This is a genomic window from Saccharopolyspora erythraea NRRL 2338 (assembly GCF_000062885.1).
Taxonomy (GTDB): Bacteria; Actinomycetota; Actinomycetes; order Mycobacteriales; family Pseudonocardiaceae; genus Saccharopolyspora_D; species Saccharopolyspora_D erythraea.
Window position 1 is genome coordinate 2,609,872 of record NC_009142.1, and the last position, 26,266, is coordinate 2,636,137.

Consider the following 26,266-nt stretch of genomic DNA (forward strand, 5'->3'; position numbering starts at 1 on the left):
TCACCCCACCGCCCGTTGCGCCGCGGCGACCACGTCTTCGGTGCGCGGCAGTGCGGCCTCTTCGAGGTGCTTGGCGTAGGGCATCGGCACTTCGGCCGTGCACACCCGTTGCACCGGGGCATCCAGCTCGTACAGGGCGTGCTCGGTGATCCGGGCGGTGATCTCGGCCGAAAGGCTGCCACTGCGCCATCCCTCGTCGATGACGACGACGTGGTGTGTGCGCCGTACGGAGTCGAGGATCGTCGACTCGTCCAGCGGGCGCAGCGTGCGCAGGTCGACCACCTCCGCGTCGATGTCCTGGTCGGTGAGCCGTTCGGCGGCTTCGAGCGTCACGGGGAGGGTGCCGCCGTAGGTGATCAGCGAGACGTCGGTGCCGGGTCGGCGCACGGCTGCGTTGTCGATGTCCTTCGACTCGGCAGGTTCTTCGATCTCTCCGTCAGTGTTGTATAGCGAGCCGTGCTCGAAGAGCAGAACCGGGTCCGGGTCCTCCAGCGCTGAACGCAGCATCCCGCGCGCGTCCTCCAGGGTGGCGGGAGTGACGATGCGCAAACCGGGGATGTGGGCGTACCAGCCTTCCAGGCTGTGCGAGTGCTGGGCGGCCAGCTGCCGGCCCGCACCGGTGGTCATGCGGATCACCAGGGGAACGTTGAGCTGCCCGCCGGACATGTGCAGCAGGGTGGCGGCGTTGTTGAGGATCTGGTCCAGCGCCAGCAGGCTGAAGTTGACGGTCATGACCTCGACGATGGGCCTCATCCCGGCCAGTGCGGCACCGATGCCCGCACCGACGAACGCCGATTCGGACAGGGGCGTGTCGCGGATCCGATCCGGTCCGAACTCCTCCAGCAGCCCGAGGCTCACCGCGAAGCAGCCGCCGTAGCGGCCGACGTCCTCACCCATGAGGAACACGCGCTCGTCTTCACGCAGCGCTTCCCTGAGCGCTTCGCGGATGGCTTCGCGGTAGGTGGTGTGCACGGTGGTCATGGCTGTTCGCTGTAGACGAACCGGGTCAGGTCCTCGATCGGCTCGAACGGGCCCGCCTGTGCTTCGGCCACGGCCTGGTCGAGTTCACCGGCCACTTCGGATTCCAGGGCCTGCAGGCCGTCGGCGGTCAGCTCGCCGGCTTCACGCATGCGTGCGGTGAGCTGGTCGATGGGGTCGAACTGCTTCCAGCGTTCGACCTCGGCCTTGTCGCGGTAGCGTTCGGCGTCGTACATCGAGTGCGCCCGGAAGCGGTAGGTGCGCAGTTCCAAGAAGCAGGGGCCTCCGCCGGCACGCATGGCTTCCACCGCTCGATTGCTCGCACCGGCCACGGTTTCGACCTCCATCCCGTCGACGGCCCACGACGGCATCCCGTACGAGCTCGCCCGCAGCGCGAGGTCGACCTCGGCCTGGGCCCGCGCCAGGGCGGTGCCCATGGCGTAGAGGTTGTTCTCGCAGCAGAACAGCACCGGCAGCCGCCACAGGGCTGCCAGGTTCAGGCACTCGTGGAACTCGCCTTCGGCGACCGCGCCGTCACCGAACAGGCACGCGGTCACCCGCGGGTGGCCGCGCATCGCGTCGGCCAGGGCGAGGCCCACCGCGATGGGCAGTCCGCCGCCGACGATCGCGTTGCCGCCGTAGAAGCGGCGAGCCACGTCGAAAAGGTGCATCGAACCGCCCCGGCCGCGGCTGCACCCGGTGGCACGGCCGAACATCTCGGCCATCACCGAGGACATCGGCACGCCTCGCGCGAGTGCGTGGCCGTGCTCGCGGTAGGTCGACACCACCGCGTCCTCGTCACCGAGGGATTGCATCAGTCCAGCGGCCACGGCCTCCTCTCCGATGTAGAGGTGCATGAAGCCGCGGATCTCCGCGGCGCTGTAGAGCTCGACGCAGCGCTCCTCGAAACGCCGGATGCGCACCATCTGGTGCAGCATGGCTGTGCGGTTCTTCGCCCGTGCGCTGGTTTCCGGCGATCCTCGCCGAGTCATCACGTTCTCTCCAAAGTGGACAGATCTCCTTCGGGAAGCCCCAGTTCCCTGGAACGGAGCAGCCGGCGCATGACCTTCCCGCTGCGGGTGTGCGGGAGGTCGTCGTCGAAGGCGAGTTCCTTCGGGGCGACCGCGCCGAGCCTGCGCCGGCTGAACGCCAGGAGTTCGCCGCGCAGTTCCTCGCTGGGCTGGTGTCCGGAGCGCAGTGACACGAACGCTTTCACCCGCTCGCCGGCGACGGGGTCCGGCTTGCCGATCACTCCGACCTCGGCGACCGCGGGGTGCTCCATCAGCGCGCTCTCCACCTCGAACGGCCCCACGAGGTGCCCCGCGGACTTGATCACGTCGTCGGCCCTGCCGACGAACCAGTAGTAGCCGTCGGCGTCCCGTGCGGCGATGTCGCCGGTGAGGTACCAGCCGTCGGCGAAAGACGCCGCGTAGCGGGCGTCGTCGTGCAGGTACCCCCGGAACATCGACGGCCAGCCGGGGCGCAACGCGAGCTCGCCTTCGGCATCGGCACCCGGCATCTCCCGCACCCTGCCCTGGTCGACTCGCGCTCGCCCGTCGTCGCCGCGCTCCAGCAGTCCGGCCTCGATGCCGGGCAGGGGCCGGCCCATCGATCCCGGCCTGACTTCTTCGCCGGGGAAGTTGCTGATCATGATCGCGCCGGTCTCGGTCTGCCACCAGTTGTCGTGGACGGGCATCCCCAGTGCGTCCTGCGCCCACACCACGACCTCCGGGTTGAGCGGCTCGCCGACGCTGGCCACGTAGCGCAGAGCGGACAGGTCGTAGCGGGACGCCGGCTCCGAGCCGTGCCGCATCAGCATCCGCAGGGCTGTGGGCGCGGTGTACCAGACCGTGACGCGCTGCTCGGAGAGCACCCGGTACCAACGCCGGGCATCGAACTCGCCCTCGTCGCTGACCAGCGTCGCTCCGTGGGTCAGCGGTGCGACGATCCCGTAGGAGGTGCCGGTGACCCAGCCCGGGTCGGCAGTGCACCAGAAGACGTCGTCGGGGCGCAGGTCCAGCCCGTAGTAAGCGGTCGCGTGGTGGGCGACCACGGCATCGTGCACGTGCACCGCTCCTTTCGGGCTGCCGGTGGTCCCGCTGGTGAAGTGCAGCAGCGCGGCATCCTCAGGGGCGGTTGCCGCGATCTCGTACGTAGGGCTCGCATGCGCGAGGGCGTCTTCGAGCCGGACGGTGCCCGGTTGCGCCTCGCCTTCGCCCACCAGCAGCACGTGCCGCAGGTGGGGCAGTCCGGCGCGGACCTGGCTGATCTTGTTCCGGTACAACCGCGGGGTCGTGACCAGGACGGCGCCTTCTCCGATCCGCAGCCGTTCGGCGACGGGTTCGGGGCCGAAGGCAGAGAAGAGCGGGGCCACGACGCCGCCGGCTTTCAGCGTTCCCAGGACGGACACGTACAGGGCGGGGATTCTCCCGAGCAGCGTGTAGACCCGTTCGCCCCCGGTGATGCCGAGGTCGTGCAGTACGTTGGCGAAGCGGTTGGTCAGTTCCCGGAGCTCCCCGTAGCTGATGCGGGTCACCTCGTCGTGCTTGTCGATCCAGCGCAGGGCGCAAGCACGCGCGGACTCTCCGAAGGCGTGCCGGTCGACGGCCTCGTACGCGATGTTCAACCCCCGGGTGCGGGGAAGGCCCGAAAGCGCGGAGCGCGCCTGCTCCCAGGTGAACTCACGACGAGCACGTTCGTAGTCCCCCAGGTTCGACGCCTTTCGCGTGTTCTCGGACTTGACGATGGGCTCCCACCGCATCGCAACTCCCTTCCTCCCACGGTGCCAAGCGTGGAGACCGTCGGCTGTGGTCGGCAGGGGCCAAGGTCCCTCGGGGTCTCCCGGGTACGAGCGCGCAGACTGCGCTCGGGAGTCCGCCTCAGCGCGTCACTGGGTCTCGTCGCGGACGACCGCGACCGGGCACGGTGCGTGCTGGAGAACTCCGGAAGCGACCGAACCCAGTTGGACAGCGGCGAATCCGCCGCGTCCGCGGTGGCCGACGACGAGGAGCCGGGCGCCGCGGGCGGCTGCGACCAGCTCCGCGACCGGACGCCCGTGGGGGACCACCCGGTGCACGGGCACGTTCGGATAGCGCTCGTCCCACTCGGCGAGCGCCACCTCCAGGCCGTCCGCCCGGTCCTGCTCGGCACCGGGCGGGGGCTGCGGTGCCGCGTGTTCGGGCGAACGCTCTTGCCGTACGTGTATCGCGACGAGGTCGGTGTGGTGCAAGGCGGCGGCTTCGAAAGCGAACCCGAGAGCGGCTCGGCTCTGCGGAGAACCGTCCACCCCGGCCGCCACCTGGCCGCTGGGGTCCGGCAGGTCGCGCACGACCACCACCGGGCACTGGGCGTGCATGGCCAGGTGGACGCTCACGGATCCCAGCAGCGCCGCGGTGATGGCCCCGCGGCCGCGCGCACCCACGACGACCATCCGCGCCTTGGCCGAACGGCTCACCAGGCGTTGTGCCGGGTGTCCTCGCACGATCCTTTCGTGGATCTCCACCAACGGGTGCTCGAGCCTGACGTGATCGCCCAGTTCGCGGACCATGTGCCAGCGATCTTCGTCGTGCGCCGGCCGGTCTTCGACGACGACGAGGTGCACTTCCGCACCCCGCAGTTCGGCCTCGGCGACCGCCCACGACACCGCGGTCCGCGACTGCTCGGAGCCGTCCACGCCCACCAGGATCGGTCCATCCGCCTTCATCAGGTCGCTCCCAAATCAGCCTGCCGCGGACGTTTCCCCGAGGGCGTTCAGCAGCGCGCCCCTGGTCACGACTCCGACGAGCCGTTCGTCGGGGTCGAGCACGGCGAGTCCGCAGTTCGTCTGGGACAGGGGCGTGCAGAGTTCGGCCAACGGGGTGTCGTGCCGTGCGGTGGGCAGTACCGCCGCCGACGGCGTACCGACCTGCGCGCGGCCGGCCGCCAGGGCGCGTTCGGCGTCGGCCTCGGTGACGAACCCGGCCACGCGGCGTTGGGCGTCGAGCACGACGAGCCCGGCGAGGCCGTGCGCCCGCATGGTCCGCAGGGCTGCCGCGGGGTCGGAGTCGGCGTGGAGGACCAGTTCGTCGCGGTTGGCCACCAGTGACGCCGTGAGCACCCGCACGCGGTCGACATCCCGCATGAACTGGGCGACGTAGTCGGTGGCCGGCCGGCTGAGGATGTCCTCAGCCGTGCCGATCTGCACGATCCGCCCGTCGCGCATCATCGCGATGCGGTCGCCGATGCGCATCGCCTCGTTGAGGTCGTGGGTGATGAACAGGATCGTCTTGGAGAGACTGGCTTGGAGCTGCAGCAACTGGTCCTGCATCTCCCGCCGGATCAGCGGGTCGAGCGCGCTGAACGCCTCGTCCATGAGCATCACGTCGGTGCCCGTGGCCAGCGCGCGGGCCAGTCCGACGCGCTGCCGCATCCCTCCGGAGAGCTGCTGGGGGAACTGGTCCTCCCAGCCGTCGAGCCCGACCAGCGCCAGCGACTCGCGCGCCTTCTTCAAGCGCTCCCCCTTGGGGCGGTCGCGCACCTGGAGCCCGTAAGCGGCGTTGTCGAGAACCGTGCGGTGCGGTAGCAGGGCGAAGTGCTGGAAGACCATGCTCATGGAGTTCTGGCGCACCAGCCGCACGTTCTTGGCGGACATGGTGCTGATGTCCTGGCCGTCGACGTAGACGTGGCCCGCGGTGGGCCCGAGCAGACCGTTGACCATGCGGATCAGCGTCGACTTGCCCGAGCCCGACAGTCCCATGACGACGAAGGTCTCGCCGGGACGCACGTGGAAGTTCGCGTCCACGACCGCGGCCGTCTTGCCCTCCTCGCGCAGCTCCTCGGCCGTGACGGCGCCGAGCCGGAGGCGCTGGACCGCTTCCGCCGGATCCGGTCCGAACACCTTGTACAACCCGTCGACTCGGATCTCCACCGGTGTCGCCTCCGATCTGGCGCGTCCTGGGAGGTGTGCCTTCGGCGGGAGGCTCGCCGGACCACCGGCAGCGGGCGTCAGTGCGTGCTGGACGAGTCGGTCCAAGGCCCGTCCCGCGCGCGGTCACCGCTGGTCCGGGAGGCAGGTGGCACGGTCCCCACAGCAATCCGGTGCCCACTCGGCAGCCGTCCTCCCCGACGCAACTCGTTTCCAGGATGCACCGAGGGCGGATCGGGCGCTCAGCGAGCGTCCCGCGACCGTCGGAAGCCCCAGCCCGCTGGCGACCGCGGGATCGTCGGCCTCGGGGCCGACCGTCAGGCGGTCGGTTCGAGCCGCTGGCGGATCTGGTCGATCATGTCCGCGTAGGGCACCTCGTAGATGGCGTGCACGTCCCAGCTCACCAGGTCCATGTAGGGCTGGAGGAGCTCGGTGAGCTCGTGCGGGTCGTCGGTGTCGACGAGCAGGAAGCCCGAGCCGCCTCCGGCGAGGTTGTACCAGCCGCGGATGCGCTCGGGCTTGTTGGTGCCTGCTTCGTGCTGTTCGAGTACGCGCCGCCGCACGTCGTCCGCGCGGGTGTTCTGGTGCCAGTGGAAACGGCAATACCACAGCATGGCGACCCCCCCAGGATGATCGGCATTGCGGTCAGATTCGTCGGCGGAGAACCTCTTCACGCTAACCGGGAGCCCGGCACGCCGCTGGACGGATCGGCTGGCCGGCGGCCTGACCCGATACGAACAGAGCACCGGTCGGGGCTGCACCCATCCAGTCTCGAGAGTAAGGTGAGGCTTACCTAGCATTTTGGCTCGGGTGTTCGAGCGGGGAGGGCCGGGATGCTGCTGAGCAATGCGTTGATCGGACTGCGAGAAGGGCTCGAGGCCGTTCTCGTGGTCAGCATCCTGATCGCTTTCCTCGTCCGGGTCGGGAACCGGCGGGCCTTGGCGCAGGTCTGGACGGGCGTCGGCATCGCGGTGCTGTTGTCGGTCGCGGTGGGCGCCGTGCTCACCTACACCGCGGCAAGCCTGAGCTTCGAAGCCCAGGAAGCGTTCGGGGGCATCGCCTCGATCATCGCGGTCGTCTTCGTCACCGGCATGGTCTTCTGGATGCGCCGTGCAGGGCGGACGCTGGCCGCTCACCTGCGCGGCCGGCTCGACCAAGCCCTGCGGGTCGGCCCCGTGGCCGTCGCCGTCGTGGCGTTCCTGGCGGTGGCGCGGGAAGGGTTGGAGACCGCGGTGTTCTTCTTCTCCAGCGTGCGCTCCGCCGGTGGCGGAACGGTGCTGCCGCTGGTCGGGTTCGTGGTCGGCATCGCCATCGCGGTGCTGCTCGGCTGCCTGATCTACGTCGGCGCGGTCAGGCTGAACCTGTCGAGGTTCTTCACGATCACGGGCGTGCTGCTCATCATCGTCGCCGCCGGCGTCCTCGCGTACGGGGTGCACGACCTCCAGGAAGCCGCGCTGCTTCCGGGCATGCACACCCTCGCGTTCGACGTGAGTGCCTACGTACCGGCGTCGTCCTGGTACGGCGCACTGGCGAAGGGGCTCTTCAACTTCTCGCCGCGGACCACGGTTCTGGAAGCGATCGTGTGGGCCGGATACGTCGCGGTGACCCTGCCGTTGTTCCTGCGTCCCCACCGCGGAGCGGCTCGGGCGGCTGGCGTTCGTAAGGCGGAGGCGGCATGACCGTCCGCGCCCGCACCGCCTCCCTGCTCGCAGTGCTGCTGCTGGCGGGGTGCGGGGAGCAGCCGGCTGAGGACACGGCGGGCCGGATCACCGTCCGCGCGGGTGACCAATCCTGCGAGTTGTCGGCCACGACCGCTCCCGCGGGCACGATCCGCTTCGACATCACCAACACCGGTAGCCAGGTCACCGAGTTCTACCTTTACGGCGAGGGGGACCGGGTGCTCGGCGAGGTGGAGGACATCGCGCCTGGACTGACGCGCGAACTCGTCGTCGATGTGCCGCGGGCGGGCGGCTACACAACCGCATGCAAGCCGGGCATGCAGGGCGGCGGGATTCGCGGGCAGTTCACCGTCACCGGATGACACCGCTTCCGCTCGCGGGTTCCGGGCGCGACTGTTGTGCAGGGGAAAGCGGCCGGGTACTCACGGCTGGGGGCCATGCGTCGCTTCCGGGTGGCGGTCGGCCTCGGCGAGGGTGAAGTAGCTTTCCTCTTCCTGCGCGAAGTGCAGCCGGAGCACCGCGTACAGGCCGTAGAGGGTGGCCAGGAGGTCGTCCTTCTGGTCCGCGCCGATGCCTTCTCGGGTATTGGCCAGGGCCAGGTGGGTCGCCGTGCGCCGGCTGAGCCGGTCGATCTCGGCGTGCATGCGGCTCATCGTCGCGGTCGCCTCGGTGCCGCCGAGGGCCGCTGCCAGCGCCGGGTAGAGCCGCTTCTCCTCGGCGTGCTCGTGGGGTACGAGCTCGCGGTCGAGGAACTCCTGGGTGCGGCGCAGCGCCGCAAGTGCCTCCTGGCTCCCCGGGCTTTCGGAGATGAGGACGGCGCTGTCGCGGACCAGGTGCAGGGTCTGCCGCAGCCCTTCCTGCTCGGTGGCGAAGTGGTGCAGCAGGCTCTCGGTCGACGGCGGGACCGCGACGCCCTCGTGCCGCCCACCGCGCAGGGCCCGCAGGGCGTTGAGGATCACCGCGACGTCGATACCTTCCTGCAGCAGCGCTCCCGCGGCCGGAGGCAGCCACCCGAAGACGGCCACGCCCATCGCGGTGACCGACAACGCCACCCCGACCGCGGCGCTCTGCACCGCGATCCGCCGTGCTCGACGGGCGATGTCCATGGCGTCGGCGAGCCGGTCGAGCCGGTCCGCGGTGAGGACGACGTCGGCGGCTTCCGAGGACGCCGTCGAGCCGCGCGCCCCCATCGCGACGCCGACCGTGGCCACCGCCAACGCGGGCGCGTCGTTGACGCCGTCACCGACCATGACCGTCGTCGCGGCCGTGCTCTCGGCGCGAACGCACTCGACCTTGCTCGTCGGCGTCTGCTCGGCGTGCACACCGTCGAGGCCGAGCACGGTCGCCACCTCCTGGGCGGGCTCGGCCCTGTCCCCGGTCAGCATGACGACGCGGACGAGGCCGGCGCCGCGCAGTCGCCGGATCGTCCGGGGTGCGTCGGGGCGCAGCGGATCGCGCAGCAGAATCGCGCCCTGCAGCAGCCCTTCGCGGCTCACCCATGCGATGGCGGCCGCGTCGAGCATGGCCCGGTTGAGCACTGCTTCGACCCAGGCGGGCCGGTGCTCCGGCAGGGTCAGCCTGCCGACCTCGACCCGATGGCCGTCGACCACACCGCTCGTGCCCCGCCCGGGCTGTTCGGTGACGCCAATGGGAGCAGGGAGTGCGAGGTTCCGGGCGCGGGCGTGCGTGACGATGGCTTCGGCGAGGACGTGCGGGGACGCCTGGTCGACTGCGGCAGCGAGCCGCAGCACCTCCGCCGGGCGGATGCCCGGAGCCGCGACGACCTCGATGACGCCGGGGCGGCCGGAGGTGAGGGTGCCCGTCTTGTCCAGGACCGCGGTGGTGGCGTGGCCGAGGTTCTCCAGCGCGGTTCCGTCGCGGATGATCACGCCGATCCGGGATGCGCGGGACATGCCGGAGACCAGGGCGATGGGTACGGCCAGCAGGAGCGGGCAGGGCGTGGCGACCACGAGCACTGCGACCGCGCCGACCGCGGTCCCGGTCACGAACCAGCCCGCGCCCGCCAGCAGCAGGGCCAGGGGCAGGAACCACGTCGCGTAGCGGTCGGCCAGCCGGACCACGGGGGCGCGCTCGGCGCCGGCCTGCGCGGCCAGCCGAGCGATCCCGGCGTAGGTGCTGTCCTCCGCCCGGGCGTCGACTCGGAGTTCGAAGGCGGATCCGGCGTTGACGACACCGCTGCGCACCGGTTCGCCGGTGTTGCGCTCGACCTGGGCCGACTCGCCGGTCAGGACCGATTCGTCGAGCACGGCGGCACCACAGGCGACCCGGCCGTCGACGGGAACGACCTCACCCGCGCCGACGACCAGGAGGTCGCCCGGCACCACCTCGGACACGGCGACCGTGTCGATTCCGCCGTCCAGCCGGCGGTGGGCGAACCGGGGCGCGTGCTCCAGCAGAGCCCGCAGGTCGTGGGAGGCACGGCGCTGCGCCATCGAGTCCAGCGTCCGCCCGGATGCCAGCATGACCGCGATCAGCGCTCCGGCCAGGTACTCGTGGACGACGAGGGTGCCGCCGAGCGCCAGAACGGCGATGAGGTCGACACCTGTCCGGCCGTGCCACAGGGTGAGCGCCATCCACACCACGGCGGGCACGATCGCGACGACCGTGCCCCCTACCCACATCAGCTCGGCCGCGGCCTTCGCGCCCGCCAGCCATGCGGCGCCGCCCGCGACCAGCGCGCCCGCGGTGATCACCAGGAGCGCGGGTTCGTGCCACGAGCGCACATGGGCCACGGCGGTTCCCGTCTACCGGGTCTGCGACTCCGGAAGTTCTCGCAGTCGCAGGGTCAGTGCCCAGATCACGGCGACGTCGATGGCGATGACCAGCACTGACCACACCGGCTGGTAGGGGATGAACAGGAAGTTGCCGAGGATGCTGAGCCCGGCGAGGATCATGCCGACCACGCGGGCCCAGGTCTGGCCCATGATCAGCGCGATGCCGACGAGACCGATGAGGACGCCGAGGACGAGGTGGACCCAGCCCCACGAGGTGATGTCGAAGGAGTAGATGTAGTCGTCGGTGACCACCTGGAACGAGCTCTGCAGGATCGCGGCGAGTCCTACGGCGAGGTGGAAGAGTCCGATGAGGATCATCATTACGGCGGCGAACAGCTCCATCCCGCCGGTCCAGGGCGCGGGGGAAGGACGTGCTCCGCGGGCGCCGTGCGCTGCCTGTGCCATTGCCCTCAACTCCTGCTGCCGAAGTGTCGGTTCGCCGCAACGGGGACCCAGTCAAGAGTCCGAGATGGGGTGGCGAGGCCGAAGAGGAAAACGTCCTTGTGCAGCGATCAGCGCCCCGGGGATGTTGTCAGCCCGGGCGCGCGGCGCACGACCGCGACTGGACAGGTCGCGTGCTGCAGGACACCCGTGGCCACCGATCCCATCAGCAGGCCGGTGAACCCTCCCCGTCCGCGGTGTCCGACGACCACGAGCCGGGCGTCGCGTCCCAGGCAGGTCAGCTCGAACACGGGATGGCCCTGCCGTGCTATCCGCCGTACCGGCACGGTCGGGTACTGCTCGGACCATCCCGCCAGTTGCTCGGCGAGGCCGCGTTCGGCCGACTCGGCCAGGTCGCGCATGTCGCTGTCGAGCATGGGCAGCACTGCGGAGGGATCGACGGGCTGCCACACCTGAACGGCCACCAGTTCGGTGCCGCGGGCCGCCGCGGCGTCGAAGGCGAACCGGAGGGCCGCCTGGCTGTAGCCGGAGTCGTCCAAGCCGACGACAACGTCCCCGGCGCCGTTCGCCTGGTTTCGAACGACGACGACCGGGCAGTGCGCGTGCGTGGCGACCTTCGTGCTCACCGACCCGAGCAGCGTCGCCCGCAGTGGACTTCGCCCTCGCGAGCCCACGACGACCAGGGGCGCTTCGCAGGATCTGCGGACCAACTCGGCAGCCGGGTGACCGCGGGCGATCTTCGGGTAGAGCTCGACCTCCGGGTACTCGTGGCGAGTTTCCTCGACCAGGGTCTCCAGGTCCGTCCAGAGCTTCTCGTCGAGGTGGGGGTCGTCGTTGACCGACACCACGCGGACCGCCGTGGCGCGTCGGGCGGCTTCGGCGGCGGCCCAGGACACGGCGAGTCGCGACTGGGCCGATCCGTCGGTGCCCACGACCAGGGGCTCCTCCTGCGTGACCATCGCGACTCGCTCTCCTCGGTGCCGTCCCGTTCGCCGCGCCCAGGATGCGTGGACTGCTGCCGGGCCGCATGGTCACCACGTGCGGGCCATATCGGAAGCAGGTCACCGCACCACTGCTACCGGGCAGGGGGCGTAGTGCACCACGGCATGGCTCACCGAACCCAGGCAGGTCGTGTGGACGGCTCCGTGACCTCGTACACCCACGACGAGCAGATCGGCGTCGACCGCGGCGGTGAGCAGGGCGTCGGCCGGGTGCTCGGCGGTGGTGACCTCCTCCCGCACCACTACGTCCGGGTAGCGCTCGGTCCACACGCTCATGGCGTCCGACAGGATGCCGCGGCGCGCGTCGTCGGAGCCGGTGCGGTGGTCCCGCCGGCCGACCAGCAGGCCCACCAGCTCGGCGTTGTGCCGGTCGGCGAAGTCGAACGCGAAACCGATCGCTCTGGTGCTGCACGGCGAACCGTCCACGCCCACGACGATGTGCGAGAGTTCCGGTGGGGTCGGTGACGCGAGAACGGCTCCGTGCTCTCCGCGCACGACCACCACGGGTACGTGGGCGGTGCGCACGAGTTCGTCAGCGGTGGACCCCAGCAGCACGCGCCGGGTGCGGCTGAGACGCGGCGGGCCCAGGACCAGGACACTCGCCCCCACGGCGGCATCGACCAGCACGCTCGCGGGATGCCCCATTCGCACCCCGGTCCGGACCTGCAGCCCGGGCATGCCCTCCCGAATCTGCGCGGCGAGATCCTCCAGCACGGGTTGCGCGGCGCTGTGCAACGGTTCGTCGACGACGGCCTCGCTGGGCAGGTGGATGCGGGTCAGCTCTTCCAGCGCGATCGAGAAGGCATGCACCAGCACGAGGGGCTGGTGGCGGCTCGCTGCCTCGGATGCAGCCCACCACGCTGCCCTGCGGGACTCCGCCGAACCGTCGAAACCGGCGATGACGTAATCGGTGTGCAGCCCGTGCATGCTGTCACCTCCGACCGCACCACGCTTGGATGTTGCAGCCCACGCCGGCCGGTGCGGGCGTCAGCACCGAAGGACGTCCGCGGCGTCGGGACGCTCCTACAGCCGCGTCTCCACGGCGAGCAGGTCTCGCATGGAGACCACGCCCACGACCAGCCGCTCGCGCAGAACCGGTAGGTGGCGGATTCCGGCGTCGAGCATGCGGCGTGCGACATCGGCGATGTCCTCGTCGAGTCGTGCCGTTTCGACCTGACGTGAGGCGAGCACCCCCGCCTTGGTGACAGCCGGATCCGCGCCCTCGGCGACGGCTCGCACGAGATCCCGTTCGGAAATGATGCCCAGGATCCGGTTCCCGTCGAGCACAGCGAAGGCTCCCACGTGCTCGTCGGTCATCTTCCTCGCGACCACGTCGAGGGTGTCGGTGGCCTCGCAGGTCAATGCGCCCGGATGGTAGACCTGTTCAACACGCATGGCTTCTCCCGGAGGTTGCAGCCCGCCGCATCGGTGACGATGGCTGTGTAGCTCCGAACGGGCGTCGTTGACCAGGGCCTCAGGTCACCTCCACCCGCTCGGTGTGCCCGCCGAGCTTTGGTTCCAGAACTGGGCAGCCCAACCTACGGGTACTCCGCACGGTGCTTGGTGGCCAAGGCCGCCTTGCCCTGGCCCCGTGCACCGGGACGGGATCGTGGAGGTGTCGTTTGCCGGTGCCGCTTTGCTGGGGCCGGGCGGGACGACTTTCGCGATCGGGGTGACAGCGGTCAACGCCTGGGTCCCGCGCTCTCGCCGAGGTGCGGCGCTGGGCGCTTTCGGCATCGGCGCCGGGGGCACGGCCATCGCCTCGTTCACCACGATCCCGCTCGCCGGCGCTTCGGTCCCGAGGCGCCGTTCAACACCGTAGCCGTCGCACTGGTCGCGTCGCGGTGCTGTACCCGTTGCTGCGAAGTCCCCCCGGGGCGCGCGTTGCCGTCGGAGCCCATGATCCAGCGCACGGTCGGCGCCTTGCGGATGCCGGTGACGTGGCAGTTGGCCGTGCTCTACGCGCTGACGTTCGGCGGGTTCGTGGCGTTCAGCGTCTACCTGACCACGTACCTGAAGACCGCTGTGCTGGCCGTCGCTGCCGTCCTGTCGGAGGGTGGTTTCCGACCACTTCGATGGCGTTCAAGTACTTGGCGTGTGTTGCGTGCTGGCGGGATGTCTCGCGGCGCCGGCGGCTCTTGAACCGCCGCTCATCCCCATCGGTACCGTCGTGTTTCTGTGCCTGGCCACGGTGCTGAAGTCCGAGCACGGTGACCCGACGTAGGGGCAGATGGGGCCGTTGGCCCTGGTCAGAGCCGTGAGTGGGGCGCATGGTAGCAGCGATGGCCTCTTATTGGAGGGTGGCATGGTCACGCTGAGCATCATCAAGGCCGACACCGGGGGATTCGTGGGTCACTCGGCCGTGCATCCGGAGATGGTGACCGAGGCCCGGGACGCGGTGAGCACCGCGGTCGGCGACGGGTTGTTGTTGGATGGGAAGGTCGCCAGTTGCGGAGACGACCTCTCGTTGATCATGACGCACGAGCGCGGTGCGGACGCCGAGGAGGTGCACTCGTTCGCGTGGGACGTGTTCGGCCGGACCACGGGGATCGCGAAGCGGCTCGGCCTGTACGGGGCCGGGCAGGATCTGCTGTCGGACGCCTTCAGCGGGAACCTGCGTGGCATGGGGCCGGGGTATGCCGAGCTGGAGTTCACCGAGCGGCCGAGCGAACCGGTGGTGTGCTTCCTGGCCGACAAGACCGAGCCGGGCGCGTGGAACCTGCCGCTGTACAAGATTTTCGCCGATCCGTTCAACACCGCCGGGTTGGTGATCGACGCGAAGATGCACGCCGGGTTCAGGTTCGAGGTCTACGACCTGTTCGAGGAGAAGCGGATCTGGTTCGACTGCCCGTCCGAGTTGTACGAGATGCTGATGTTCATCGGCGCTCCGGCGCGGTACGTGATCCACTCGGTGGAGTCCAAGACGCTGGACGAGCAGGCGGTGGCGACCTCCACGCAGCGGTTGTCGCTGATCGCGGGCAAGTACGTCGGCAAGGACGATCCGGTGATGATCGTGCGTTGCCAGTCCGGTCTGCCTGCGCTGGGTGAGGTGCTGGAGCCGTTCGCCTTCGCCTACACGGCAGGCGGGTGCATGCGGGGTTCGCACCACGCGCCGATGATGCCCGTCAGCACCGGCGACGCGCACCCGGCGAGGTTCGACGGGCCGCCGCGTGTGGTCGCCCTGGGCTTCCAGGTCCACGAGAGCAAGCTCATCGGACCGCGTGATCTGTTCGACGATCCGTCGTTCGACCGGGCCAGGGCGCAGTGCAACGAGGTGATGGACTACCTGAGGCGACACGGGCCGTTCGAGCCGCACCGGCTTCCGCTGGAGGACCTGGAGTACACGACCATGGCGACTCTGGAGAAGCGCCTGGCAGACCGCTGGCAGCCGATGGTCGAAGCAGCCGTGCCAGTGCCGCGCTGAAGCACCGCTTGCTTCCGGATGCGCGTTGTACACCCCGCGCCGGTTGAGGGCATGGGGGTTACATGCTCACGGCCACAGGACCGAAACGGAGGTGGGGCCAGCCGCGTTCTACTGGGCGGAGTGTCCGCGGACGATCACCACGGGGCAGCGGGCGTGGTGGACGCAGTACTGGCTGACCGACCCGAGGAGCGCTTCGGTGAAGCCGCCGTGTCCGCGATTGCCGAGAACGAGGAGATCTGCGTTGCTTTGTTCGGCGATGTCCAGCAGTGCTCTGGCCGGATGCCCCTGTGCGACTTCTTTGCGGACTGCGACCTCGGTATCGCCCACGACTTCCTCGACAACTTCGCTGAGTTTCTTCGCGGCGGTGTCGACGACGCCCTGTAGTCCCGGAACGTCCCAGTCGTAGACGTGCGGGGCATGCCAGGCCGTCAACGCGGTGATGGCCCCGTGCGCGAGACCCGCGTGCCAGACCGCCCACCGAAGCGCTGCCTTGGAGGCGGGTGAACCGTCAACGCCGACCACGATCATGTAGGTGTGCTCGTTGCTCATGGGTGACCTCCACAACGTGCCTCAAGGATCGGCTCGGCCCCGCAGACCTGCCAGCGGAGGGTGCGGTGGGCCCGGCTCCGACGGTCGTCGTGGCCGGTTGGCGGCCCGCGACCGCGACTTCACCGATTGAGCAGGGGACAGCGTGGGCGGCGCAAGCACGTGGGTTGCGTCCCCCCGGGCGGGGACCAACTCCTCTGCCGGACAAGCCGGCGCAGATGCGATGGTCGATACGGGTTTGTGGCGTTGCATGGAAGGGCCTGGCGGCGAGGTTCGATGCGGGCTCTGGCGGGCGTGCCACCGACGTCCGCGGCGGGGTCGGCGAGGCGGCGCACCGCCCACAGCTCGAAGGAGGTGCAGGCCGGTGGAGGGGAAGAAGGAGCGCAAGACTCGATCGGAGCCCGATGTCAGGCCAGCCGACTGGGAGTTGACGAGTGCGGCGGTGACCGTTGACGACTTCGCCGCGCACGCGGACTTCCGGGCGGTGGAGCACCTGCTCGTCGACGCACCGCCGGAGGCGGCCTACCCGGCGTTGCGCCACCTGGACCTGCTGACTATCCGTTCGCGGGTTGCCGGCATGGCCATGTGGTTGCGCGGCATGCCCGCCAGGCTCAGGCGGCACCGGTTGCCGAGGCAGCGGACGCGGCTCACCTTCGACGACCTCGTCGCCGGGGGCGACTGGGCCCTGCTGGGCGAACAGCCGGGGCGGGAGGCGGTCTTCGGGGCGGTCGGCCGGTTCTGGACACCCATCGTCCGCCCGGAACCCGTGTCGGCGGAGGAGTTCGCCGAGTACGGTCGTCCGCGCCGCGGCAAGATCGTGATGTCGGTATCGGTGCGGCCGTACGGCCGGGGCGGCAGCCTGATGACCTACGACGTGCGGACGACACTCACCGACCCGCTGACCCGAAGGGTTTTCGGCGTCTACTGGCGGACGGCTGCGCCCTTCGTGCGGACGATCATGCGCGCCACCCTGCGCGCCGCCGCCGAACGGGCGACCGCGGTGTGACGGACGGCGCTGATGACCGCCCTGTGCGCCGACCTCTACGAGATCAGGATGGCGGCCAGCTACCTGAGGCGGGGTATGAACGCCCCTGCCACGTTCAGCCTGTTCGCGCGGAAGCTGCCGCGTGCCAGGGGTTTCCTCGTCGCCGCCGGCCTGGCCGACTGCCTGAGCTTCCTGGAGCGGTTGCGCTTCGACGCGGATGAGCTGGCCTACCTCGGTGACGTCGTCGGGCTGCCTGACGGCGACCTGGCCGCGCTCGGGGAGCTGAGGTTCGAAGGCGAGGTGCTGGCGGTACCGGAGGGACGGGTGGTTTTCGCGGGAGAGCCGTTCATCGAGGTGACGGCCCCGATAGCGCAGGCGCAGCTGGCCGAGACGGCGTTGCTCAACTTCGTGACGTTCGAGTCCTCGGTGGCGACCAAGGCCGCGCGGTGCAGGCTCGCCGCACCTGGTGCGGAGCTGGTCGACTTCGCGGCCCGCCGCACGCACGGCCTGGAAGCCGCCAGGGCCGTGGCCCGCGCCTCGGCGATCGCGGGGTTCACCGGCACCAGCTACGTCGCCGCGGCGCGGGAGTTCGGACTGCGCCCGGTGGGCACGATGGCGCACTCCTACGTCGAGGCGTTTCCCTGCGAGCGGGACGCGTTCCTGGCTTTCGCGCGGGACTTCCCGGAAGCCGCGGTGCTCCTGGTGGACACCTACGACACGCTGCACGGCGTCCGCACCGCGATCGAGCTCGCGTCCGAAGTGCGCGGCCCACTCGGGGTGCGGCTCGATTCCGGCGATCTCGCGGGGCTGTCGAAGCAGACGCGGGAGCTGCTGGACGAGGCGGGACTCACCGGCGCCCGGATCATGGCCAGCGGTGGCCTCGACGAGCACCGGCTGGCCGAGATCACCGCCGCGGGCGCACCGATCGACGCGTTCGGGATAGGCACGCGCATGGGTGTCTCGGCTGACGCGCCGTCCCTCGACAGCGCCTACAAGCTCGTCGAGTACGAGGGCCGTCCGGTGATGAAGCTGTCGCCGGAGAAGCTGACCGCGCCCGGCGCCAAGCAGGTCTACCGCGGCGGCACGGGCGAGGCGGACCTCCTCGCTCTCCGGGAGGAGCCGCCTCCGGACGGGAGGGAGGCCCTGCTGCGGCCCGCGATGACGGGTGGGGTGCGGGTGGCCGGCGATGGGGTTGCATCCGCGCGAGCCTGGTGCGAACACGACCTGGGCTGGCTTCCCGAACGCGCACGGCTGCTGGTGGACCCCTCGCCGGGCGAGGTGGCTTGGACGCCTGAGCTCAGGCGGTTGACCGACGGCCTCCAGCGTTCCCTGGCGGTCAAGCACGGCCCCGAACCGGCGGAGCAACCTTGACGCGGACCGCTCCCGCGGTACCTGTCGACTGGTGATCCGGCGAGGCCTCGTGTCGGGTGTGGACGGCCGAGGTGGGCTGCGTTGGCCGCGGTGTGGTCGCACACTGACGCGTGCGCCGGCCCCGGAAGGAGGCTTGCCGTGGCCCATCCGCACCGGGCGCGGGTAGCCGAGCAGCACCGCGAGCCGATGCCGGTCGACCCGCGCGAGCCGGTGGGACGGCTCCTGCGCGATCTGCGGACACGACTCGAAGGCCTGACCGAGCGGGAGGCCCAGCGGCGGCAGGCGGTGCATGGCCTCAACACGTTGCCCCAGCACCGCGTGCGGCAGTGGCCCGCGGCGTTGCTGAGGCAGTTCACCCACCCGCTGGCGCTGTTGCTGTGGGTGGCCGCGGTGCTGGCATGGCTGGCCGGAACCGTGGAGCTGGCGTGGGCGATCGTGGCGGTCATCGTGCTCAATGCGCTGCTGGCGTTCTGGCAGGAGGAGCAGGCCGAGCAGGCGGTCCGGTCGCTGGGGGACTACCTGCCGCAGCAGTGCGAGGTGCGCCGGGACGGCCAGGTGCGGTCGGTGCCGGCTACGGCGTTGGTCCCAGGTGATGTCCTGCTGCTCGGTGAAGGGGAGCGGGTGGCGGCCGACGGGAGGTTGGTCAGCGGAGCGGTGGAGATCGACGCCTCGGCGTTGACCGGGGAGTCCAGCCCGGTGGAGCGCGCGGCGGACCTGCTGGACACCGCGGCGCGACGGCTCGATTCCCCGGTGCTGGTGTTCTCCGGAACCGTGTGCACGAGCGGCTCGGCGGAGGCCGTCGTGCACGCCACCGGCCGGCACACCGAGTTGGGGCGCATCGCCGCGCTGTCGGTCCGGGTGCGTCTCGCGGAGAGTCCGCTGGAGAGGCAGGTGCGCAGGATCGCCTGGCTGATCGCGGCTGTGGCGGTCGGCGTGGGAGCGCTGTTCCTGCCTTTGGGGGTGCTGGCGGGGCTGAGCTGGGCGCAGGCATTCCTGTTCGCCGTCGGGCTGATCGTGGCCAACGTGCCCGAAGGGCTGCTGCCGACCATCACCCTCGCTCTGGCGGCAGGGGTGCGCGGGATGGCTCGGCGCGGTGCTCTGGTCAAGCGGCTGTCGGCAGTCGAGACCCTCGGGTCGACGACCGTGATCTGCACGGACAAGACGGGCACGCTGACCCGCAATCGTATGCGGGTGGTGGAGGCGCGCGACGGCGTCGGGGCGTCGGCATCCGTGCACACGGAGTTCACCTCGGCACTGGTCCGTTGCACGACGGCGGATGAACGCACCGGAGCCGGAGACCCGACGGAGCTGGCCCTGCTCGCCTTCGCGCGTTCCGCCGGCGCGGGCATCGACGAGGAAACCAGGGATCGGCAACGGGCACGGGTGTTCCGCTTCGATCCGCACCTCAAGCGCATGACCACCGTCGACCGCACCGCCGGCGGGTTCGTCGCGCATGTGAAGGGGGCACCGGAGGAAGTGCTCGACCGGTGCACCAGCGCGCTGCCCGCGTGCGGTGGTGCCCGGACGATGACCGGTGCGGTCCGGGCCGACCTGCTCGTCGCGGTCGACGACATGGCCGATCGCGGGCTGCGCGTGCTCGCGGTCGCACGGAGGGAGTTCTCCTTCGTGCCGGCCGAGCGCACCACCGCCGAGTCGGGTCTGTGCCTGCTCGGGCTTGTCGGGCTGATCGACCCGCCTCGGCCTGAGGTGGCTCCCGCGGTCGCCGCCTGCCACTCGGCGGGGATCCGGGTCCACGTGGTGACCGGGGACAACGGGCGCACCGCCTCGGCGATCGCCCGGCAGGTCGGCATCGACGCCGAGCAGGTGGTCGACGGCGTGGCGCTGGAAGCCATGGCCGAGAGCGAGCTGGACCGGCTGCTCACCAGCGGTCAGGAGGTCGTTTTCTGCCGGGCGGCGCCGGAGAGCAAGCTGCGCATCGCCGACGCCCTGCACCACTGCGGGCACGTGGTCGCGATGACCGGCGACGGCGTCAACGACGCCCCCGCGCTGCGGAGCGCGGACCTCGGCGTCGCCATGGGCGCCAGCGGCACCGACGTCGCCCGGGAGGCCGCGACGATCGTGCTCACCGACGACAACTTCGCCACGATCGTCAACGGGATCGAGGAAGGCCGCCGGGTCTACGCCAACGTGCGCAAGTTCATCCTCTACATCTTCGCGCACATGCCACCGGAGGTCATTCCGTTCCTGCTGTTCGCCCTCTCCGGCGGTGCGGTTCCGCTTCCGTTGACCGTGCTGCAGATCCTGGCCATCGACCTCGGTACCGAGACCCTGCCCGCCTTGGCGCTGGGCCGCGAACGCCCGGAGCCCGGCGTGATGCGGCAACCACCTCGTGAGCGCAAGCAGGGCGTCGTCACCGGCCGGATGCTGCTGCGCGCCTGGGGGATCATGGGCATCGTGTCGGGCATACTCGCCCTTGCCGCCTTCTTCGCGGTGCTGCTGGCCGGCGGGTGGCGGCCGGGTGCCGACGTCGCCACCGACCCGGCGCTGGAGCCGGTCTACCGGCAGGCGACGACCGCGACGTTCCTGGCCATCGTGTTCTGCCAGGTCGGCACCGCGTTCGCCTCGCGCGCCGACCACGCGTCGCTGCGCGAAATCGGGCTGGGCACCAACCGGCTGTTGCTGGCCGGGTGTGTTTTCGAGCTGCTGTTCGCCGCGGTCATCGTCTACGCGCCTCCGCTCCAGCACGTTTTCGGCACCGCACCGCCCCCGGCCTGGTTGTACCCGGTGATGGCGTTCTTCCCGGTTCTGGTGTGGGCGGTGGACGAGTTCTACCGATGGGCGGTCCGCCGGCGCGAGTCGCGAACGTAGTACGAGTGGTTCCAGGCGCCGCCGATGCCGAGTGACACGTCCCATGGTCGACACTCCAGGCTCCGTGATGACTGCCGGACACGCGCAGCGGGTAGCCGTTCGGCGGTGTTCGCGCGAGTGGGCACGGCATGCATGCCGGGGGGATTGATGAGCAATCCAGGTTCGAAACCGGTCGTTGCCGGAGTCGACGGCTCGTCGTCGGCCATCCACGCGGTGCGGTGGGCCGCGGCGGAGGCGCGGCGCAGGAACACCTACCTGCGGCTGGTCTTCGCCGACGTGTTCTCGATGGTGTTCATCCCGGACATGCCGGCCGTCGCGCTGCCGGAGCCCTATACGACCGCGGTGCGGCGGCAGGCCGAGCGGTGGCTGGAGCAGGCGAAGGACGTCGCCGAGGCCGCGATGGACGGACTCGCGGTGCGAACCGAGGTGCACGTCGGGCAGGCGGCGACCGTGCTGATCCGCCAGTCGCTGGAGGCGCAGCTGGTCGTCGTGGGCAGCCGTGGACTGGGAGCGTTGACCGGCTTGATCGTGGGTTCGGTCGCGGTGGCGCTCAGCGCGCACGGTCACTGCCCGGTGGCGGTCATACCCGGTCCGGAAACCGCACTGCCCGACGCGCCGGCGGTCGTCGGGGTGGACGGTTCGTCTGCCGGCGAGAAGGCGCTGACCACCGCCTTCGAGAGCGCGTCGCGCAGAGGCGTCGTGCTCCGAGCGGTGCACACCTGGCACTCGGTCTCCGGCGACAAGGCGTGGTGGACCGAGGGCGACTGGGAAACCGCGCAGACCGATGAGGAGAGGTGGCTCGCCGAGCAGCTCGCCGGCTGGTGTGCGAAGTATCCCGAGGTCGAGGTCCGGCGGTACGTCTCGTATGACCGGCCGGCACGCGCACTGCTCGAGCATGCGCAGCACGCCCAGATCGTCGTCGTGGGAGCCCGCGGGCGTGGCGGGTTCACCGGCCTCCTGCTGGGTTCCACGAGTCAGCAGCTGTTGCACCACTCGCCATGTCCGGTCGTCGTCGCCCGCTGAGGCGCGGGTGTAACCGGTGACGCTGATCGAGCACCGAGCACGGGCACGACGAGGAGGAGAAAGGCCGTTCGCCCCTGTCCGCGCCCGGCGGAGGTTGATGACGCTATCGATGCGGACGACCGTGTGCCTCGCACCATTTCAACGTATGTACGTGCGTCGCCGACCGCACTGGTGTTCCCTGGTACGGGCGAATGGTCGCGGTCGTCGCCGAAGTCGAGAAGCAAGGAGCCGGGATGGTTTCCACTGAGCACTGGTCGGTCGACATCTATCTCGACGAGGACGAGGAACGGACCCACGCCGAGGCCCGGCTGCACACCCGGGACGCGACCGATCTCAGGGGCAGGGGGCTGGCCAAGCGCAATCCGCACGATCGCGACGTGCCGGAGATCGGAGCCGAGCTGGCAGCCGCCCGGGCCCTGTTCGAACTTGCCCACCACCTCCTGCGCGCGGCCACCGAGGATGTCGAGCAGGCCACCGGACGGCCGGCGCACCTGCACAGCTAGCGCGGGAAGGCAGACGCGGAGGGGATCCGAGATGAGCGACTTCCCGTCGGCGTTGGGACTGTCCCCGGAGCAGACCGAGGAGCTGGTGCGGTGCGCGGGTGCGGCTCCGTCGCTGCACAACCGCCAGCCGTGGAGGTTCCGGCTGCTGCCCCACGCGATCGAGCTGCATGGCGACATGCAGCGCCGGCTGCCGGTCGCCGATCCGGATGATCGGGAGCTCCGGCTGGGATGCGGAGCGGCGTTGCTGAACCTGCGCTTGGCGGTGGAGCACGCGGGACTGCGTCCCGTGATCACGCTGCTGCCCAGCCTCGCCGGACCTTCGGTGCTGGCCGAGGTTCGCGCTCCGAGTCGTGGCACTGCTGCGGCTGCCGACATGGAGTTGTTCATGGCCATCCCGGCCCGGCGCAGCAACCGGCGCCCGTTCCGCGACGTTCCCGTTCCGGCCGGGCACCGCCGCGCCCTGGTGCAGGCGGTGCGCGAGGAGCAGGCGTGGCTGCACGTGGTGGAGCGGTCTGAGCGGGGGCGCCTGGAAGGACTGGTGCATCGAGCGCACCGGGCGCAGATGGCCGATCCGCGTTTCCGCAGTGAGCTGGCCCGGTGGACCGGCCGTGGCGAGGGGGCCGAGGAGGGGGTGCCCGCTTCCGCGGCGGGCCCGCAGCGGGAGCCGCAGGACCAGTGGGTGCTGCGGGACTTCTCCGGCGGACAGGCGCAGCCGCGAACGCCGGGCAAGGAGTTCGAGCACGACCCGCTGATGGTCGTGCTCTGCTCCTACGAGGACAGCCGAGCGGCCGACCTCCAGGCGGGCCAGGCACTGCAGCGGATGTTGCTGTCGGCAACGTCGCTGGGCCTGGCCGCGTCACTGGTGTCGCAGGTCGTCGAGGTCGAGGAGACGCAGCACGAACTGCGTGAGCTGCTCGGTGGAGGCCTGCGACCGCAGACCGTGGTGCGGGTGGGCTACGGATCGCCGACGCCGCCGACTCCTCGTCGCGATCCCGCCGAGATGCTGATCGGCTCGGCGGAGCCGGCGAACCCGTGACCGTCGCCGCGGTCGCAACGCGGCCCCCGGTGACCTTGTGCTCCGGGCAAGCGGTGGCGCTCCAGCAGCCAATCGGTTTCGCGATGTCGTTGTGAGCGGGTGCGTGCCGGGACCTGTTCGTACCGGCCGGACTCGCACGTCAACGGGTCTGTGCCGGAGCGGTGGCTGCGAGCTTTCGCACCATCCGGACCACCTTCTCGACCCGGAATACCTCCAGGGGTATGCCTGTTATGCTGGGTGTTGGAGGTGCTCGTCATGGAGATGAAGCCGGAGTTGGTAGGTGACGCGCTGGCGCGGCTGCGCCGAGCGCGCGGGCAGTTGGGTGGCGTGATCGAAGCCATCGAGGAAGGGCGTGACTGCGCAGAGGTGCTCACGCAGTTGGCCGCGGTTTCCCGTGCTCTGGACCGTGCCGGCTTCAAGATCGTGGCCAGCGGGATGCGTTACTGCCAGAAGGCGCGTGACGATGGGGAGGAGCCGCCCATGACCGAGCAGGAGCTGGAGCGGCTGTTCCTGGCACTCGCTTGAGGGTGGCTCGCGGCTCTGAGTCCCTCCGTCGGGCAGCCATGTGTTGCGTTGGTACCCCCTGGGGTATTACGGAGTTTCATGTTGGAGCAAGTGCTACGGCGTCGGTCCCGGGAGGCCGGCGTGGATCGACGCCGGGCACGAGATCGAGAGGGGTGTTTCGTGATGACGGCGGCCAACGTGGTCAAGCAAGAAGACCGGCTCGCCGGTGGACTGGCGGTCGAGGTGATCGAGACGTCCTCGCTCGGGGACCGCAGCTACCTGGCCACTGACGGCGAGGTGGCCGTGGTGGTCGACCCGCAGCGGGACGTGGACCGGATCATCGCCACCGCCGGGCGGCTGGGGGTGCACGTCGCGTTGGTGCTCGAAACGCATGTGCACAACGACTACGTCTCCGGTGGTCTCGAACTGGCCCGGTTGACCGGTGCCGAGTACGGGTTCGCGGCCGCGGACGACGTGCCGTTCGACCGTCGGGGGCTGCGGGACGGCGAAGTGGTGGAGCTGTCGTCGAGGATGCGGGTGCGGGCGGTGGCCACCCCTGGGCATACGTTCCACCACCTGTCCTACGTCGTGGAATCCCAGGATGGCCCGGTGGGCGTGTTCACCGGCGGGTCGCTGTTGTTCGGCACGACCGGGCGCACCGATTTGCTGGGTGAGCAGCACAGCGAGGAACTGGCGCGTCACCAGTACGCGTCCGCGCGGAAGCTGGCCGAGATTCTGCCTGAGGGCGCGCAGCTCTGGCCTACTCACGGCTTCGGTAGCTTCTGCTCGGCCACTCAGGCCTCCGGCGACTCGGCGACGCTGGGTGAGCAGAAGCGGATCAACCCCGCGTTGACGTTGGCCGAACGCGACTTCGTCGAGCAGACGCTTGCGGGGCTGGACGCCTACCCGGCCTACTACGCGCACATGGGTGTGAAGAACACCGCGGGACCGCCACCGGTGGACCTCCGCGCTCCGGTCCGGGCTCAGCCGGAAGAGCTGAAGCGCCGTCTGGAGCACGGCGAATGGGTGGTCGACCTGCGTTCCCGCAAGGCATACGTGGTCTCGCACCTGGCGGGCACGGTCAGCCTCGGGCTGGACGGACCGATGGTGACCTGGCTCGGGTGGATGATCGACTGGGGCGCGCCGATCACGCTGCTGGGCGAGTCCCGCGAACAGGTGGCCGAGGCGCAGCGCGAACTGGCGCGGATCGGGATCGACGAGTTCGCCGCGGCGGCCGTGGGCCGGCCGGAGGAGCTGGCGGCCGACCCGAGCCAGCTGAGCAGCACCCGGACGGCCACGTTCGCGGACCTGGCCGCCGCATCGGCCGGCGACACCGAGGGCTTGCCCCGGCCTGATGTCGTGCTGGACGTGCGCACCAACAACGAGTTCGCCGCCTCGCACGTCACCGGCGCGGTGCACATCCCGCTCTACGCGGTCAAGGACCGGATTGACGAGGTCCCCGACGGGGTGGTGTGGGTGCACTGCGGCAGCGGATACCGGGCGACCGCCGCGGCGTCACTGCTGGAGGCCGCCGGTCGGACGGTCGTGGTCATCGATGACAGGTTCGACGCCGCCGCCGAAGCAGGCGTGCCAATGGCCGACGCCTCCTGACACGACCCGCAACAACCGAGGAAGGATGCCGAAGATGCCCCGAACCCCGCCCCGAGCCATGGACACCGCGCAGGTCCGGGAGTTGCGCGAGACAGAACCCCAGGTACGGCTGATCGACGTGCGCACACCGGGTGAGTTCGCCTCAGCCCACATCCCGGGCTCCTCCAACGTTCCACTCGACCTGATTCAGAAGAACCGGCACGAGCTCGGCGCGGTGCGGCACGGTGACCCCGTGGTGTTGGTATGCGCCTCGGGGAATCGCGCTGAGCGAGCTCGAGCCCTGCTGGAGGAAGCCGGACTGGAGCGGCTCAGCGTGTTGCGCGGCGGCATCACGGGCTGGGAACGCGACGGCGGAGACCTCAGCCGAGGCCGAGGCACGTGGGCGATGGAGCGGCAGGTCCGGTTGACCGCCGGCGTGCTCGTGCTCACGGGAGTCGTGGCGAGCACGGCCTACGAACCGCTGAAGTGGATCGCGGGGTTCGTCGGTGCGGGCCTGATCTTCGCCGCGGTGACCAACACCTGCGCCATGGCCAGGCTGCTCGGGCTGCTACCGCACAACCGCACCACCACCACCGACACATCCTCCCCGCTCGAAGAGATCAGCGGGAAGGCTCCTGGCGCTCGAACCGCGGGCTAGTCGACGGGGCGACGCAAGTCGAAGCGATGACGTCAGCGG

General features: G+C 70.3%; 25 protein-coding genes. 13 read left to right on the forward strand and 12 right to left on the reverse strand.

Features of this window, described 5'->3' with window-relative positions:
- The 6 genes from SACE_RS11745 to SACE_RS11770 form a co-directional block, all read right to left on the reverse strand.
- Positions 1-981 carry an alpha-ketoacid dehydrogenase subunit beta gene (locus SACE_RS11745; protein WP_009947162.1) on the reverse strand — a complete coding sequence of 327 codons (981 nt, stop codon included), beginning with the start codon at positions 979-981 and terminating at the stop codon, positions 1-3.
- Complete coding sequence (pdhA, locus tag SACE_RS11750) at positions 978-1,970, reverse strand: pyruvate dehydrogenase (acetyl-transferring) E1 component subunit alpha (protein WP_231849979.1); 993 nt, start codon at positions 1,968-1,970, stop codon at positions 978-980. Before pdhA ends, SACE_RS11745 begins: the two co-directional genes overlap by 4 nt.
- On the reverse strand, positions 1,970-3,739 hold the full coding sequence (gene acsA / locus SACE_RS11755) for an acetate--CoA ligase (RefSeq protein ID WP_009947159.1): 1,770 nt from the start codon (positions 3,737-3,739) through the stop codon (positions 1,970-1,972). The genes pdhA and acsA overlap by 1 nt, the downstream gene beginning before the upstream one ends.
- 126 nt (positions 3,740-3,865) lie before the next feature.
- Positions 3,866-4,681, reverse strand: coding sequence for a universal stress protein (locus SACE_RS11760; protein ID WP_009947158.1), 816 nt, complete (start codon positions 4,679-4,681; stop codon positions 3,866-3,868).
- A gap of 15 nt (positions 4,682-4,696) precedes the next feature.
- Complete coding sequence (locus SACE_RS11765) at positions 4,697-5,884, reverse strand: quaternary amine ABC transporter ATP-binding protein (protein WP_009947157.1); 1,188 nt, start codon at positions 5,882-5,884, stop codon at positions 4,697-4,699.
- 314 nt (positions 5,885-6,198) lie between these two features.
- Positions 6,199-6,495 (reverse strand): DUF3303 domain-containing protein, encoded by a 297-nt coding sequence (locus SACE_RS11770; protein WP_009947156.1) that lies wholly within the window; start codon positions 6,493-6,495, stop codon positions 6,199-6,201.
- A 219-nt stretch (positions 6,496-6,714) separates the two neighbouring features.
- Between SACE_RS11770 and efeU the strand changes: the two genes are divergently transcribed.
- Complete coding sequence (efeU, locus tag SACE_RS11775) at positions 6,715-7,560, forward strand: iron uptake transporter permease EfeU (RefSeq protein WP_009947155.1); 846 nt, start codon at positions 6,715-6,717, stop codon at positions 7,558-7,560.
- Positions 7,557-7,922 carry a cupredoxin domain-containing protein gene (locus tag SACE_RS11780; RefSeq protein ID WP_009947154.1) on the forward strand — a complete coding sequence of 122 codons (366 nt, stop codon included), beginning with the start codon at positions 7,557-7,559 and terminating at the stop codon, positions 7,920-7,922. The genes efeU and SACE_RS11780 overlap by 4 nt, the downstream gene beginning before the upstream one ends.
- 60 nt (positions 7,923-7,982) lie before the next feature.
- Here SACE_RS11780 and SACE_RS11785 read toward each other — a convergent pair whose 3' ends face one another.
- The 5 genes from SACE_RS11785 to SACE_RS11805 all read right to left on the reverse strand — a co-directional run bounded on the left by SACE_RS11785 (position 7,983) and on the right by SACE_RS11805 (position 13,153).
- Positions 7,983-10,313 carry a heavy metal translocating P-type ATPase gene (locus tag SACE_RS11785; protein WP_011873673.1) on the reverse strand — a complete coding sequence of 777 codons (2,331 nt, stop codon included), beginning with the start codon at positions 10,311-10,313 and terminating at the stop codon, positions 7,983-7,985.
- Positions 10,314-10,325: 12 nt separating this feature from the next.
- On the reverse strand, positions 10,326-10,760 hold the full coding sequence (locus tag SACE_RS11790; protein WP_011873674.1) for a DUF7144 family membrane protein: 435 nt from the start codon (positions 10,758-10,760) through the stop codon (positions 10,326-10,328).
- Between the two features lie 107 nt (positions 10,761-10,867).
- Positions 10,868-11,716, reverse strand: a complete 849-nt coding sequence (locus SACE_RS11795) for a universal stress protein (RefSeq protein ID WP_009947151.1) — start codon at positions 11,714-11,716, stop codon at positions 10,868-10,870.
- Between the two features lie 102 nt (positions 11,717-11,818).
- Positions 11,819-12,685 (reverse strand): universal stress protein, encoded by an 867-nt coding sequence (locus tag SACE_RS11800; RefSeq protein WP_011873676.1) that lies wholly within the window; start codon positions 12,683-12,685, stop codon positions 11,819-11,821.
- Between the two features lie 96 nt (positions 12,686-12,781).
- A complete protein-coding gene (locus tag SACE_RS11805; protein WP_031334473.1) occupies positions 12,782-13,153 on the reverse strand; it encodes a CBS domain-containing protein in 372 nt (123 codons plus the stop codon).
- A 504-nt stretch (positions 13,154-13,657) separates the two neighbouring features.
- On the opposite strand from SACE_RS11805, the gene SACE_RS11815 reads away from it, so the two are divergent.
- Both SACE_RS11815 and fbp read left to right on the forward strand, forming a co-directional pair.
- Positions 13,658-13,900 (forward strand): hypothetical protein, encoded by a 243-nt coding sequence (locus SACE_RS11815; RefSeq protein WP_011873677.1) that lies wholly within the window; start codon positions 13,658-13,660, stop codon positions 13,898-13,900.
- Between the two features lie 163 nt (positions 13,901-14,063).
- Positions 14,064-15,182, forward strand: a complete 1,119-nt coding sequence (gene fbp, locus SACE_RS11820) for a fructose-1,6-bisphosphate aldolase/phosphatase (protein ID WP_009947115.1) — start codon at positions 14,064-14,066, stop codon at positions 15,180-15,182.
- Positions 15,183-15,290: 108 nt separating this feature from the next.
- Here the strand turns inward: fbp and SACE_RS36275 are convergent, their stop codons facing one another.
- The gene (locus SACE_RS36275; RefSeq protein WP_009947113.1) at positions 15,291-15,731 is read right to left on the reverse strand and encodes a universal stress protein; all 441 of its coding nucleotides are present in this window, start codon (positions 15,729-15,731) and stop codon (positions 15,291-15,293) included.
- Between the two features lie 439 nt (positions 15,732-16,170).
- Between SACE_RS36275 and SACE_RS11830 the strand changes: the two genes are divergently transcribed.
- From SACE_RS11830 to SACE_RS11870, 9 genes are all read left to right on the forward strand, one after another.
- Positions 16,171-16,734, forward strand: coding sequence for a hypothetical protein (locus SACE_RS11830; protein WP_009947112.1), 564 nt, complete (start codon positions 16,171-16,173; stop codon positions 16,732-16,734).
- Between the two features lie 12 nt (positions 16,735-16,746).
- The gene (locus SACE_RS11835) at positions 16,747-18,084 is read left to right on the forward strand and encodes a nicotinate phosphoribosyltransferase (RefSeq protein ID WP_009947111.1); all 1,338 of its coding nucleotides are present in this window, start codon (positions 16,747-16,749) and stop codon (positions 18,082-18,084) included.
- 186 nt (positions 18,085-18,270) lie between these two features.
- The gene (locus SACE_RS11840) at positions 18,271-20,913 is read left to right on the forward strand and encodes a cation-translocating P-type ATPase (RefSeq protein ID WP_173401347.1); all 2,643 of its coding nucleotides are present in this window, start codon (positions 18,271-18,273) and stop codon (positions 20,911-20,913) included.
- Positions 20,914-21,060: 147 nt separating this feature from the next.
- Positions 21,061-21,936 (forward strand): universal stress protein, encoded by an 876-nt coding sequence (locus SACE_RS11845; RefSeq protein WP_009947109.1) that lies wholly within the window; start codon positions 21,061-21,063, stop codon positions 21,934-21,936.
- 233 nt (positions 21,937-22,169) lie between these two features.
- A complete protein-coding gene (locus tag SACE_RS11850) occupies positions 22,170-22,439 on the forward strand; it encodes a DUF1876 domain-containing protein (protein WP_011873678.1) in 270 nt (89 codons plus the stop codon).
- A 31-nt stretch (positions 22,440-22,470) separates the two neighbouring features.
- Positions 22,471-23,475 (forward strand): Acg family FMN-binding oxidoreductase, encoded by a 1,005-nt coding sequence (locus tag SACE_RS11855; protein ID WP_009947107.1) that lies wholly within the window; start codon positions 22,471-22,473, stop codon positions 23,473-23,475.
- A gap of 255 nt (positions 23,476-23,730) precedes the next feature.
- Positions 23,731-24,000 carry a metal-sensitive transcriptional regulator gene (locus SACE_RS11860; RefSeq protein WP_011873679.1) on the forward strand — a complete coding sequence of 90 codons (270 nt, stop codon included), beginning with the start codon at positions 23,731-23,733 and terminating at the stop codon, positions 23,998-24,000.
- Between the two features lie 162 nt (positions 24,001-24,162).
- Positions 24,163-25,590: an MBL fold metallo-hydrolase gene (locus SACE_RS11865; RefSeq protein ID WP_009947105.1), complete on the forward strand. Its 1,428-nt coding sequence runs from the start codon at positions 24,163-24,165 to the stop codon at positions 25,588-25,590.
- Positions 25,591-25,648: 58 nt separating this feature from the next.
- A complete protein-coding gene (locus tag SACE_RS11870) occupies positions 25,649-26,227 on the forward strand; it encodes a rhodanese-like domain-containing protein (RefSeq protein ID WP_009947104.1) in 579 nt (192 codons plus the stop codon).
- The last annotated feature ends 39 nt before the right edge of the window (positions 26,228-26,266 follow it).

Coding starts and splice junctions, on each gene's coding strand:
- SACE_RS11745 (WP_009947162.1), bottom strand. CDS start 981: ATGACCACCGTGCACACCACCTACCGCGAAGCCATCCGCGAAGCGCTC.
- pdhA (WP_231849979.1), bottom strand. CDS start 1,970: ATGACTCGGCGAGGATCGCCGGAAACCAGCGCACGGGCGAAGAACCGC.
- acsA (WP_009947159.1), bottom strand. CDS start 3,739: ATGCGGTGGGAGCCCATCGTCAAGTCCGAGAACACGCGAAAGGCGTCG.
- SACE_RS11760 (WP_009947158.1), bottom strand. CDS start 4,681: ATGAAGGCGGATGGACCGATCCTGGTGGGCGTGGACGGCTCCGAGCAG.
- SACE_RS11770 (WP_009947156.1), bottom strand. CDS start 6,495: ATGCTGTGGTATTGCCGTTTCCACTGGCACCAGAACACCCGCGCGGAC.
- efeU (WP_009947155.1), top strand. CDS start 6,715: ATGCTGCTGAGCAATGCGTTGATCGGACTGCGAGAAGGGCTCGAGGCC.
- SACE_RS11780 (WP_009947154.1), top strand. CDS start 7,557: ATGACCGTCCGCGCCCGCACCGCCTCCCTGCTCGCAGTGCTGCTGCTG.
- SACE_RS11790 (WP_011873674.1), bottom strand. CDS start 10,760: ATGGCACAGGCAGCGCACGGCGCCCGCGGAGCACGTCCTTCCCCCGCG.
- SACE_RS11795 (WP_009947151.1), bottom strand. CDS start 11,716: ATGGTCACGCAGGAGGAGCCCCTGGTCGTGGGCACCGACGGATCGGCC.
- SACE_RS11800 (WP_011873676.1), bottom strand. CDS start 12,685: ATGCACGGGCTGCACACCGATTACGTCATCGCCGGTTTCGACGGTTCG.
- SACE_RS11805 (WP_031334473.1), bottom strand. CDS start 13,153: ATGCGTGTTGAACAGGTCTACCATCCGGGCGCATTGACCTGCGAGGCC.
- SACE_RS11815 (WP_011873677.1), top strand. CDS start 13,658: ATGATCCAGCGCACGGTCGGCGCCTTGCGGATGCCGGTGACGTGGCAG.
- fbp (WP_009947115.1), top strand. CDS start 14,064: ATGGTCACGCTGAGCATCATCAAGGCCGACACCGGGGGATTCGTGGGT.
- SACE_RS36275 (WP_009947113.1), bottom strand. CDS start 15,731: ATGAGCAACGAGCACACCTACATGATCGTGGTCGGCGTTGACGGTTCA.
- SACE_RS11835 (WP_009947111.1), top strand. CDS start 16,747: ATGACCGCCCTGTGCGCCGACCTCTACGAGATCAGGATGGCGGCCAGC.
- SACE_RS11840 (WP_173401347.1), top strand. CDS start 18,271: ATGCCGGTCGACCCGCGCGAGCCGGTGGGACGGCTCCTGCGCGATCTG.
- SACE_RS11845 (WP_009947109.1), top strand. CDS start 21,061: ATGAGCAATCCAGGTTCGAAACCGGTCGTTGCCGGAGTCGACGGCTCG.
- SACE_RS11850 (WP_011873678.1), top strand. CDS start 22,170: ATGGTTTCCACTGAGCACTGGTCGGTCGACATCTATCTCGACGAGGAC.
- SACE_RS11855 (WP_009947107.1), top strand. CDS start 22,471: ATGAGCGACTTCCCGTCGGCGTTGGGACTGTCCCCGGAGCAGACCGAG.
- SACE_RS11860 (WP_011873679.1), top strand. CDS start 23,731: ATGGAGATGAAGCCGGAGTTGGTAGGTGACGCGCTGGCGCGGCTGCGC.
- SACE_RS11865 (WP_009947105.1), top strand. CDS start 24,163: ATGACGGCGGCCAACGTGGTCAAGCAAGAAGACCGGCTCGCCGGTGGA.
- SACE_RS11870 (WP_009947104.1), top strand. CDS start 25,649: ATGGACACCGCGCAGGTCCGGGAGTTGCGCGAGACAGAACCCCAGGTA.